This is a genomic window from Haemophilus sp. SZY H68 (assembly GCF_018829685.1).
GTDB classification, from domain to species: domain Bacteria; phylum Pseudomonadota; class Gammaproteobacteria; order Enterobacterales; family Pasteurellaceae; genus Haemophilus; species Haemophilus haemolyticus_K.
On record NZ_JAHKKB010000003.1, the window covers coordinates 136,094 to 147,800 of the forward strand.

Annotated in this window: 13 protein-coding genes; 5 read left to right on the plus strand and 8 right to left on the minus strand. The window is 38.1% G+C overall.

What is annotated here, in order from left to right; genetic code table 11:
• Positions 1–93: 93 nt before the first annotated feature.
• The 5 genes from KP712_RS06925 to glyQ are packed head-to-tail and all read right to left on the minus strand — an operon-like array spanning position 94 to position 3,418.
• Positions 94–459 (minus strand): endonuclease domain-containing protein, encoded by a 366-nt coding sequence (locus tag KP712_RS06925; protein WP_215770755.1) that lies wholly within the window; start codon positions 457–459, stop codon positions 94–96.
• A gap of 5 nt (positions 460–464) precedes the next feature.
• Positions 465–1,730, minus strand: coding sequence for a histidine-type phosphatase (locus KP712_RS06930; RefSeq protein WP_215770756.1), 1,266 nt, complete (start codon positions 1,728–1,730; stop codon positions 465–467).
• A gap of 9 nt (positions 1,731–1,739) precedes the next feature.
• Complete coding sequence (locus tag KP712_RS06935) at positions 1,740–2,186, minus strand: hypothetical protein (RefSeq protein ID WP_118788692.1); 447 nt, start codon at positions 2,184–2,186, stop codon at positions 1,740–1,742.
• 4 nt (positions 2,187–2,190) lie between these two features.
• Positions 2,191–2,451 (minus strand): hypothetical protein, encoded by a 261-nt coding sequence (locus tag KP712_RS06940; RefSeq protein WP_005628150.1) that lies wholly within the window; start codon positions 2,449–2,451, stop codon positions 2,191–2,193.
• A 58-nt stretch (positions 2,452–2,509) separates the two neighbouring features.
• A complete protein-coding gene (gene glyQ / locus KP712_RS06945) occupies positions 2,510–3,418 on the minus strand; it encodes a glycine--tRNA ligase subunit alpha (protein ID WP_215770757.1) in 909 nt (302 codons plus the stop codon).
• Between the two features lie 198 nt (positions 3,419–3,616).
• Between glyQ and KP712_RS06950 the strand changes: the two genes are divergently transcribed.
• From KP712_RS06950 to KP712_RS06965, 4 genes are all read left to right on the plus strand, one after another.
• Positions 3,617–5,551 carry a TonB-dependent siderophore receptor gene (locus KP712_RS06950; RefSeq protein ID WP_215770758.1) on the plus strand — a complete coding sequence of 645 codons (1,935 nt, stop codon included), beginning with the start codon at positions 3,617–3,619 and terminating at the stop codon, positions 5,549–5,551.
• Between the two features lie 73 nt (positions 5,552–5,624).
• Positions 5,625–6,410 carry a helical backbone metal receptor gene (locus KP712_RS06955; protein WP_215770759.1) on the plus strand — a complete coding sequence of 262 codons (786 nt, stop codon included), beginning with the start codon at positions 5,625–5,627 and terminating at the stop codon, positions 6,408–6,410.
• A 27-nt stretch (positions 6,411–6,437) separates the two neighbouring features.
• Entirely contained in the window at positions 6,438–7,415 is a 978-nt protein-coding gene (locus KP712_RS06960; protein ID WP_215770760.1) for an iron ABC transporter permease, read from the plus strand.
• Positions 7,415–8,152: an ABC transporter ATP-binding protein gene (locus tag KP712_RS06965; RefSeq protein ID WP_215770761.1), complete on the plus strand. Its 738-nt coding sequence runs from the start codon at positions 7,415–7,417 to the stop codon at positions 8,150–8,152. The genes KP712_RS06960 and KP712_RS06965 overlap by 1 nt, the downstream gene beginning before the upstream one ends.
• A gap of 47 nt (positions 8,153–8,199) precedes the next feature.
• Here the strand turns inward: KP712_RS06965 and KP712_RS06970 are convergent, their stop codons facing one another.
• Positions 8,200–8,667 (minus strand): hypothetical protein, encoded by a 468-nt coding sequence (locus tag KP712_RS06970; protein ID WP_215770762.1) that lies wholly within the window; start codon positions 8,665–8,667, stop codon positions 8,200–8,202.
• Positions 8,668–8,858: 191 nt separating this feature from the next.
• Here KP712_RS06970 and KP712_RS06975 point away from each other — a divergent pair, with 191 nt between their 5' ends.
• On the plus strand, positions 8,859–10,061 hold the full coding sequence (locus KP712_RS06975) for an ATP-binding protein (RefSeq protein WP_215770763.1): 1,203 nt from the start codon (positions 8,859–8,861) through the stop codon (positions 10,059–10,061).
• Positions 10,062–10,245: 184 nt separating this feature from the next.
• Here KP712_RS06975 and KP712_RS06980 read toward each other — a convergent pair whose 3' ends face one another.
• Positions 10,246–10,959: a PP2C family serine/threonine-protein phosphatase gene (locus KP712_RS06980; RefSeq protein ID WP_215770764.1), complete on the minus strand. Its 714-nt coding sequence runs from the start codon at positions 10,957–10,959 to the stop codon at positions 10,246–10,248.
• The gene (locus tag KP712_RS06985) at positions 10,952–11,707 is read right to left on the minus strand and encodes a serine/threonine-protein kinase (RefSeq protein WP_215770765.1); all 756 of its coding nucleotides are present in this window, start codon (positions 11,705–11,707) and stop codon (positions 10,952–10,954) included. Before KP712_RS06985 ends, KP712_RS06980 begins: the two co-directional genes overlap by 8 nt.

An 11,707-nucleotide genomic window follows, 5' to 3' on the forward strand; every position in this document is an offset into this window, starting at 1 on the left:
TAATGAGTCAACTGCAATCAATTTACTCAAGAAATCCCCTCTTTAGCAAAGAGGGGTTAGGGGAGATTTGGCAGAGCTACTTAACGCTCATACTCAATCAGCCCTTACATTCTCCAAAAACAAATAAATCTGCTCGACTACCGCTTCAATTTCACGTATGACTTCATCATTGCTAAATCTCATCACCGTAAAACCAAGTGAATTTAATTCTGCATCTCGCAATGCGTCTTTTTCCTGATAATCAAGTTCATAGTGCTGACTGCCATCTAATTCGATAATCAGCTTTGCTTTCGCACAATAAAAATCAACGATATAACTTAAAAGTGGCTTTTGTCGATTAAATCGAAATCCTAATAATTGATCTCGATTGATACGTTGCCATAATTTTCTTTCCGCATCCGTTTGATCCACTCGCAATTTCTGCGAATTCTCTTTTAAGTATTTTTCGTAGGGTTGCATGAACGCTATTTCTTACCGTTCTTAATACTCTCACTCAACACCTGTTGAAAACGCTCGTAATCACAAAAGCCATTTTCATCTTTTTCACAGCCTTTGAGGGTTAATGCTGTTTGGTTTGGTGGTGTCGCTAAACTTAGTGGCATGATGTTAATCAGCTGTTCGGTGGTTTGATACACATAATCCAACTTAAATTTGAGCTTCCCACTGGGTTTGTGCTTCCACACTTCAAATAGTAACTTGCCGCCGATTGGGATATTTTCTAATGAATCATTCAACTCATAAGGCTCAACACCTAGTGCTGCAAGCAGAGCGACGATATTAGAATCGTGTCCAACCAATAAGTTAATTTTGTTTTCACTATTTAGCTGTTGCTGAATAAATGCTAATAACGGATATGATGCATTTTGTGCCAGCGCTTCGTTGTTTTTAAATAACGTGCGGTAATATTCGTTTTTAATTTCGTTAATTGCACGCCATTTTTCTTGGCTATCCACGCGGCCGTTTGCGATTTCTGAATCAGGCTTACCCACATAATGCGCGAGCAATAATGCACTGACAATTTTCTTTCCAGTGCTGATAGCACCCGTAATTTTTACCGACTTGCCGTCTTTAATACTATATTCACCGACTTTTCCACCTAAATCACATTCGCCTTTTTGCAAGCAGTTTGGTGAATTTTTATAATCGATGATTTCACTTAATAACGCATAATTTGGTGCAAGTTTCTGCTGTAAAGCGGTTAAATCAACGTTATTTTTTGCAGATTCAATCAAGGCTTTACTTGGATTATGCGCCTGCGTGTTAAAAATTGGATCTTTTTCTGAACCAATTTTACCGTGATGTTGCAGTTGAACATTACAGCCTGCAAATGCACCAGAAATAATCGCTTGCCCTGTTGCAATTGTGCGTTGCACACCATTCGCATAAGCGAAAATACCTTCACCCGATGCACAACGTTCTGTTGTTAATATCCCTTTATCTGCAAGCCATTGACCTAAATACTGTCCGAAATAGGTTTCTAGCACCGTACCTTTTGCCGTGAGATAGCCAGAAGGTACATTCCATTTTGCCCATTCATACGGAGAATATTTCGCCATTTCTTGCGGATCTTTTTCCACTGGTGAACGTAATCCGTGTCGGCTAAAAATCAATACTTTCTCTAATTCATAATCAGAACTTGAGGAATTTGGGCTATTTTCTGTTGCCAACACGCTAGTTGCTAAAGCAGAACCAAGCAAAAGTGCGGTGAATTTTAGGGTTATTTTTTTCATATTCGAGACTTAATCATTTGATGCTGAAATTGAGCTATAAAAATTCAAGGCATATTTGGTGCCGTAAACTAACACCATAAATACTGCAACAATATTGACTACCGCAAAAAAGATTAGTTGTTTACTGTTGCTTTCCAGCCAGAGCATTTTAAATAATGCGAGCGTACCAATATTTTCATCAAGTTCGCTCTCTCCACTCAGTGTTCTTAAGGTTTTCAGCATCTTACGTACAAAAAAGACGGTATTAATTGCCATTACACTAAGTGCAATAAATCCGGAAGCGAGGCATAAAAATAGCACAAGCAGATTACCCCACTCCCAATGCCGCCAATCCAGCTCAGAAAACATAAATAATGCCAGTGATAAAAATAACACTGCTGGCGTTAAGTTACGTAAAAACATTAAATAATCATCGCCAATTTTAAATAAAAATTGCCAAAACCCGACTTTCTTCATTACTTTAAAAAATCTCTTTTAATTTGGATTCATCCAAAATAACACGATCGTCATCTAACAATAATGCTGGAAAGCCCGCATAGCCTTGTGCTTTTGCATCATCAAATGCGGCGTGACGATCACGCAAGCGTAACCATTGTTTCAAATTCGGGATGGAAGATAGTACTTCCACTGACTCATAATCCACGCCCAAGCGTTTTAACTCTGCCACAAATGGCGCAGTATCAGGGCAATCTGCCGCATAATAAAGAATGGGTTTGCTCATTTTGCTCTCCTAAAGTGCGGCCAAATTTCACCGCACTTTTTTGAATTACCTTTAAGTGTTATTTTTTACAACCCGGGAAACCTAAGGCCTCACGGCTTGCATAATAAGCTTCAGCCACGCCTTTAGTTAATGCACGAATGCGTAAAATATAGCGTTGGCGTTCGGTTACCGAAATTGCTTTACGTGCATCTAACAAGTTAAAGCTGTGTGCCGCTTTCAAAATACGCTCATAAGCTGGCAATGGTAACGGTTTTTCTAAGGCTAATAACTCTTGTGCTTCTTTTTCGTATTGATCAAAACAGTAGAATAAGAAATCTGTGTTTGCGTGTTCAAAGTTATAGGTTGATTGTTCAACTTCATTTTGATGGAAAACATCGCCATAAGTGGTTTTGCCAAGCGGGCCATCAGACCAAACTAAGTCATACACAGAATCTACGCCTTGAATGTACATGGCTAAACGCTCTAAACCGTAAGTTACTTCGCCAGTTACTGGTTTACATTCTAAGCCGCCCACTTGTTGGAAATAGGTAAATTGGGTCACTTCCATACCATTTAACCACACTTCCCAGCCTAAGCCCCAAGCCCCTAAGGTTGGGTTTTCCCAGTTATCTTCCACGAAACGGATATCGTTTTGTGTTGGATCGAAACCGAGCATTTCAAGTGAACCTAAATAGAGTTCTTGAATGTTATCTGGAGACGGTTTAATCACCACTTGGAATTGATAGTAATGTTGTAAACGGTTTGGGTTTTCGCCATAACGACCATCGGTTGGACGACGTGAAGGTTGCACATAAGCAAATGCCATTGGCTCTGGGCCTAATGCGCGCAATGCAGTCATTGGGTGAGAAGTACCTGCACCCACTTCCATATCCAAAGGTTGCACAATGGTGCAGCCTTGGTTTGCCCAATATTCTTGCAGGGCTAAAATCATACCTTGGAATGTTTTTACGTTAAATTTTGTGCTCATAATCGTTGATCTAATGTGATTAAAAATGTCCGCATTATACTTGAAAGCGTAAGGCGGATAAAGGCGAAAAAGCGCGGTCAAAAAACGAATTTTTTTACAAAATGAACAGAATTTGTAAAGTAAATGAAAATTCTCAGCTAGGAAATGAATTTCTATTGTGCCAAAATAGCGCACTTTTTTAAAAGAGGAACCAACTTAATGAAAACTAACTTAATTACTACCGCACTTTTATTGAGTGCATCGGCTTTTGTACAAGCTGAAACTAAAACCGAGCTTGAACCGATCAATGTGTATTCAGCTTACGCAACACCTGTAAACCAAGATCAAACTGCATCATCAGTCACCGTATTAACAGAAAAAGATTTTGCTGAGCGTAATGCGACTTATGTAAGTGATGTATTGAAGACTGTGCCAGGTGTGGCAATGGGAGCAACTGGAGGTCGTGGTGCTGTAACTAGTTTATTTTTACGTGGTGCAAATTCAAAACATACTGCGGTCATTATTGACGGCATTCGCGTTAATCCGGCTGATACTAACTTTGATTTTGGTGGATTAGCATTAAGTAATATTGAACATATCGAAATATTACGTGGTGAGCAATCTGCACTCTGGGGCAGTGATGCTATGGGTGGTGTAGTTTATATCACCACAAAAAGTGGATTATATAAAGACAAGCCATTTAATGCAGATTTTGACTTTGGCACAGGGTCGCACCGTACACGAGATGGTTCTGTTACACTTTCCGGTCAGCATCATGGCCTTTATTATGCGCTTCATGGCGATAGCCATCGTACACAAGGGATTTCTGCGCGTAGCAAACACGTATTTAATTATACGAGCGTATCCGGCATGAAAAGCACAAACGTGCCGGCAACTGAAAAAGACGGCTTCCACCGTGATAACGTGTCTATGCGTTTAGGTTTTGATGATAGTAAAAAAGGAGTGGATTTCCTTGCTTCTCACTCTTCTCAAACCTTGCATTTTGATAATAGTGCAGCAGATGAATTAAAATTTGATGATAATACCCGTACACGCGAAACTCGCTATAAATTAAGCGGTTATTTTGGTAATGCAGAAGATTTATTTGTGCATAAAGCGGCGGTAAGTCACGTTAAAATGGATGCTGATACTGCACAATATAAAAGTTGGGCTTCCGCTGTTGGTAAAACAGAATACGACAGCAAAAAGTTGAATACGAACTATCAACTTGATATTAACTTCGACCGTGAAGGAGAAGTCAAACAAGCCGTCAGCGTATTAGCGGATTATCAAAATACGAAATATATTGCTTCCGCTTACAACTTTGCTGAGAAAAAATTAACCGAGAAAAGTATCGCTGCTGAATACCGTTTATTTACTGAATCTGACCATAGTCTCTCTGTAAGCGGTCGTTATACAGATAACAGCTTATTTGAAAATGCATTCACAGCTCGCCTTGCTGGAGCTTATCGTTTATCACAAAATTTAAAAGCACACGCAAGTATTGGTAAAGCAATCCACAATCCAACATTTATTGATGTTTATGGATGGGGCAATTATACCAGTTGGGCTGCAAACCCAAATTTAAAACCAGAAAAAAGCTTAGGTGGTGAATTAGGTTTATTAGTTGAAAGCAATGACAAACGTCATAGCTTAGATACCACACTCTTTGCCCGTAATGTAGATAATTTCCTTTCTGCAGTCCCAGTTAGAGGTTCTACAGCTTATCGCACAATCAATCGTGACGGTAAAACCAAAATCAAAGGCGTAGAAGTGGCGTATAACGGTAAATTTACCGAGCAGCTGTCAGGTTACGCGAACTATACTTACACCTATATTAAATCTGAAAATGATCAATATGGTTCAAACTACGTTCGCCGTCCAAAACACACAGGAAACCTTGGTTTCGCTTATCAAATCACGGAAAAACTAGGTTCTGATGTGAATGTTTCTTATGTAGGTAAACGCCTTGATTCCGGCGATTTCAAAATGCCATCCTACACCTTGGCAAACTTAGGCTTGAACTACAAAGTGGTAGATAACTTGACAATTTATGCGAACCTCAACAACCTATTCAACAAAAAATACGAAAACGTAGTTGGCTATGGCCAAGACGGACGTAATGTTTACGTTGGGTTAAAAGGATCGTTCTAATTATTATCCACATATAAGGGCGTGCTTAGCACGCCTTTTTACATTCTTGATGGCGTAGCGTATCATTATCTATATGCAAAAAACTCGTTTAATTTTAACCGCACTTTTCTTGCCCTTGACTTCGCATGCGTCGGAGCAATTTGTCTCGCTCACACTTTGTAGCGATCGTCTTTTGTCGGAAATTGTGCGTTCTGAGCAAATTGCCGCACAATCTCCTTATTCTAAAAATCCCTTGATGATGTTGGATAAACTCAATGTGGATAAACCAACCCTTGAGCCACAACTCACCGCATTATTGCCCTATCTCGATAAAACGTTTCTGATCAATGAAACCTTTTATCCACAACTTGTGGCAGATTTGAAAAAACTAGGGGCAAAAATTGAGCCAATTAATGACACGCCACAAACGGCAGAAGAGTTATTTGTGCTAATATTGCACTTGGGCAAACTTACGGGTAACGAAACGCATGCGGAATCTTTGGTTGAAAAACTTAAATTACAAGATTCTCGCCTCAATCTATCACTCACTGACACATTAATACTTTCAGATACAGGCATTGTAGAAACTTATACGCCACAGTATCCCACTTTACTTAACTTGCTAGGCTTAACCCCGCTAAAAACACCGCTTACGGCACAAAATTTTTCTCTTGAAAAAGTGTTACGAGCTGAACCAAACGTGTTGATTGAAATCAGCGACCAGCAAAGTTATAACGAGCAAGCGGAATTGCTTAAACATCCGCTTTTGCAAAATCTTTTTAAAAATCGACCGCACTTTCGCATTCCAATGAAATATACTTATTGCTTTGATCACGGCGTGTGGCAAGGGGCGGAGAAGATTTATCAACAATTAAAATGATATTTGGATTACATAGGAAATTGTTCATTGACCAAAACATTAAAATTAAATACCGCACTTTTCTTAGCGTTGCTGTTGATTAGCGGCTTTGCAATTTATCATCAGCTCGGCGATTTTGCTCATCTCAAAAATGCCGATGGCGTGCTCACGGATATGCGCTCGCTCGTATTGCTTGAGATTCGTCTACCGCGCATCGGATTAGCCATTTTAACTGGCGCAAGTCTTGCTTTAGCGGGCAATGCAATGCAAGGGATATTTCAAAATCCACTGGCAAGTCCCGGATTATTGGGCTGTAGTGCTGGTGCAACCACCACCAGTGTCTTTTTACTTTACTATTTTTCCGTACCCTTAAGTCTATTGTTAATTGGCGGTGTAGCTGGCGCATTATCTAGTTTTTTATTGGTTTATTTAATCGCTAAAAACCACGGTACAACGGCGATGATTTTAAGTGGTTTAGCCGTCAACATGTTGCTCTCGGCTGCCGTCGCATTGCTACTTTCTAACGCTGAAAGCCCATGGGCATTAGCTGAACTCTACCGCTGGCTACAAGGTTCTCTTGTGTGGGCAAAACTTGATACGCTACTCATTTCATTTCCAATCGTATTATTGGGATTGTTCTGTTTATATCGTGAACGCCGCTATATTGACTTGCTCACCTTCGGTGAAGAAACCGCGAGCACAATGGGCGTAAATCCTAAACGTAGCTTTTTCATCACGACCTTTGGCGTGGCATTATTAGTTGGTGCAACGATTCCGCAAACAGGCACTATCGGTTTTGTTGGCTTAATCGCACCGCACTTTGCTCGCCTTCTGCTAAAAAAACGCCCTTCGCAACTTTACATCACCAGTGCATTACTTGGCGCATTATTGCTACTTATTGCGGATCTTTGCGTGCAATATATTCCAATCTTCTCACATATTTATATTGGCACGCTCATCGCAATCATTGGCGCACCTTGCTTAATTTGGATTTTAATTACGGAGCAACGCAAGTTGGCAAGATAATGATTAGAATCGAAAATCTTTCCCAGCCTTATGGCTTAAACAACATCAGCTGCACGCTTCCTAAAGGAAAACTTATCGGCATTATGGGCGCAAACGGTGCGGGCAAATCGACTTTGCTCAAAACGATTGCAGGAATTTTACCTATTACAAGAGGTGAAATTTATTTTGGAAACAGCCCGTTAAGCAAAATGAGTACAGCTGAAAAAAGCCTGCAACTCGCTTATCTGGCGCAAGATATCAATATCCATTGGGATTTATCGGTTTATGATGTCATTGCTCTTGGCTTAAATTCACCATTATCATCGGTAAAAGAGCGGTCAAAAATTACGGAGATTTCACAAAAATTTTCGATAGAACATTTGCTTAATAAATCCTTTCAGAAACTGTCAGGCGGGGAAAAAGCCCGTGTGCAACTCGCTCGTTGTTGTATCAAAAATGCGCCGCTATTACTTGCTGATGAACCTATTGCACCACTTGATCCCTATTATCAAATAGACATGATGGAACAATTAAAATCACTCACGCCACAGCATACTTGCGTTGTAGCGATCCATCATTTATCACTTGCCTATAAATACTGTGATGAAGTGATTTTGCTCGACAAGGGTAAAATCATTGCGACTGGCAAAACACAAGCGGTGCTAAATTCAGCGAATCTTGCAAAAGCCTTTGATATAAGCGTGAAATTTGATGCAGAAAGAAGAGAGATTTATGGGATAGAGAAATTGGAAACCTAATTCCAATTTCTCATTTTGCTGAAAGTAAAAGTTATTCTCGAGAAAAATCAACCGCCCTTACAAATCAACCAAGGAACTTGCTTGCCTTGTTGATTCTTGTAGTAAATTGAACTTTGCGATCGCGCGATTAAATCCACATAACTTCCTTGAATCGGATCATACGAACGATAAACCACTTCAAATTTTGTACCGCGTGTATTGAGTGTCAGCGTGTATGAATGATCAAAAGGCACCGCCTTGCCATTATCTAGCTGGAAATAAAACCCGAAGTTATCTTTCATACGGCTTTCACGCGACAGAGGGAAATAAGTCGTTAAATGAGAAATCCCCCCAGTTTCTTTATTATTACAACGATAATGATATGGCTTGTAATTAACCGAATTATTTAACTCTGCTTGGCTAATATTGTTCTTTAAAAATCGAGATTTAACCGTCTTCTTCGGCTGATGTGTTGTGGTACAAGCAAATAAACTCACTAGGACACCCACAAACAACGCCACCTTTAATTTATTCATAAATACAAAATTCCGAGAAATAAGAAAGCGCGTATGATAGCGGAAATTGGGGATTGTGCAAGGGATTGGAATGATACTAAAAAACCGAAATAAAAACTGGAAATGTAATTCCAAATATATCAGGAAACAAATAATATGGAAATCAACTTCCAATTTCTGTATACTTTTTTAAAATATGAAATTAACTTCCAATGAGTAAAACTATGATCTCTCGTGAAAATTATTTACAGCAACTGATTCAATTTAAAGATACTGATTTTATCAAAGTCATCTCTGGTGTTCGTCGTTCTGGTAAATCGGTGTTACTCATGCAATACCGTGATTACTTGCAACAGCAGGGCATTGCTTCCGAAAACATTATTTATCTCAATTTTGAATCTTTTGAATATCAATGGGTGAAAGACGCTCAAGATTTCCAACAGCTTATTCAAGAAAAAATGCTCTCCTCTCAAGAGAAAACTTACTTTCTGATTGATGAAATTCAGTTTGTAGAAGGTTGGCAAAAAATCGTCAATGCGCTTCGTGTGAGTTTTAACACCGATATCGTGATTACAGGTTCCAATGCCAACTTGCTTTCCGGCGAGCTTGCGACGCTGTTAAGCGGTCGATATGTGGAAATCAAAATTTATCCGCTTTCTTTTAAAGAATTTTTACGCTCTAAAAATGTGGATAGCCAATCAAGATTGGTGGATAAACTCTATTCGGAATACGAAAAATATGGCGGTTTCCCCAGTATCGCCATTGCGGATGAACCTTTAAAAGAAACGATTTTATCGGGCATTTTTGATTCCATCGTGCTGAATGACATTGCTCATCGAGCCGGCGTGAAAGATACTCATATTCTTAAAAGCGTGATTCTCTTTTTGGCGGATAACGTAGGGCAGTTGGTGAATCCGAGCAAAATTAGCAACACGCTCACGTCTGAACGTGTTCCTACTTCAAATCACACCATCAGCAAATATCTTGATCTGTTGGAAAATGCCTTTCTTTTTTATAAAGCAAAACAATACGATATTCGCGGAAAAGGCTATTTAAAAACCAATGCGAAATATTTTATTGTGGATAACGGTTTAAGACGACACGCTATCGGCAAAAAAGGTGCGAATTATGCTAATCGCTTAGAAAATATTGTCTTTATTGAATTGCTTAGACGAGGTTATACCGTAGATGTCGGTAAACTCGACAGCAAAGAAATTGATTTTATCGCCCGAAAAGCCGATGAAATTTTATATGTGCAAGTCGCCTTTGAAATCCCTGAAAATACCCACGAAACCGATAATCTTTTGCATATTAAGGATAACTATAAAAAGATCTTAATTACGGAGAAATATTACGAAAAAACGGAGATTGATGGGATTGAAGTGATTTATGTGGTGGATTGGTTGTTGCAATAAATCGAAAAACGTTGAAAATTTTCACCGCACTTTTTTGTGTTTAACGCTTATGCTGGCGTGCGTTGCCCAACGCGTGCCGTAGAAAGTAAATAAAGTGCGGTCAGTTTTTGAGGTGTTTTTATTGAAGTTAGGCACACGCTGGGAAGCGTGCGCCATTGTGGGGAGGGCTAGAAAGGATATGTTATTATTCTAATTTAAATTGGATAGCAATTAATGAATAATCATCTATAGGTGATTTTTCTATTCTTTTTTGCAATGCTGCTGAGAATTTCATTACGCTATTCATTGTATTATCAGAAAATCTTGGTCGATTTTCCCAGAAATAATAAGCCCCATCTGACATAATATAAATAAAAATATTATTATTTTCATCTTTTATATCTTTAATAGGTATAAATGACTCGTCATATTTCATTTCAATTAAATTTGAAATGGCTGTTGTAATAATATTTTTTCCAGAGAGTTCTTTTAACTCTTTTTTTGTATATATACCTTGATCAAGTAATTGCTGATGTGATGTATGATCTTTAGTTTTTTGTCTTAATTTATTACCTTGCTTGATATATAGTCTACAATCTCCAATATGTCCAATGTGAAGACCTTCTGAATTTAGATATCCTAAGGTAAGAGTTGTTGATGCTTTTTTGTACTTTTGATCAAGCTGGTTTATCTTACTCAAACTATGTTTAAAAATTCTTTTGATGTCAACAATGCTTTTTGCTTCTTTTAAAGATGATATAGCAATATTGGCAGCCAATGCTCCTCCTTCATATCCACCGACACCATCAGCAATTGCAAATAAATATCCATTATTGAGCTCAATTGGACTTAATATTGAATCCTGATTTTCCAGATTAAATGGATATGAAAAAATTGAAGAAGCTAATAGTTTAATCATTGTTCTCTCCAGGTAACGAATTTAGGTCATTAATAATTTCTTGTACATTTTTATAACGTGCATTAGGTCTTCTATGCATACATTTATCTATAATAAAATTTACTTCATTTCCTAAATTTAAATCATCGATAACAACACCTATAGCGTATATATCAGAAAGTATAGTGTATTCTGTACTTCCGTTGGATATTTCTGGGGCTAAATATTTACTAGTTCCCATTACAGTTCCAAATTGTGTTTTAAGTAGAGAATCTTGCTCTAGATTTTTTACTAGACCAAAGTCTGATATTTTATAAGAACCATCGGTAAACTTTAACATATTCAGAGGTTTGATATCACGATGGATTAAACCTTTATTATGAATATATTTAATTCCTTCTAATATCATTAAAAGTGCAGATAGCTTCTGTTTTTTATTAAGAGCATTCTGTTCTAGTTCCTCTTGAAGACTGATATCAGCTAGTTCCATAACAAACCAAGGTTCTTCAATAGAAAGATTGTGTAAATATATGGGAACAACATTATTGTGTTTACATAATGATTGAGATTTAATTTCTCTTTTAAATCTTTGTTTTAATTCCCCAATAAGCTCACTGTCAAAGTTAGGTTCAGGTTTAAAAGACTTTTTTGCAAAAAGAGTACAATGAGTTTTACTTTTATTATAAACCTTTACTCTTTCAACCAATCCAAAAGCACCTTGTCCTAAAAATCCATCAGTTTCTAGTAGATAGTTCCCAAATTCTTCCAT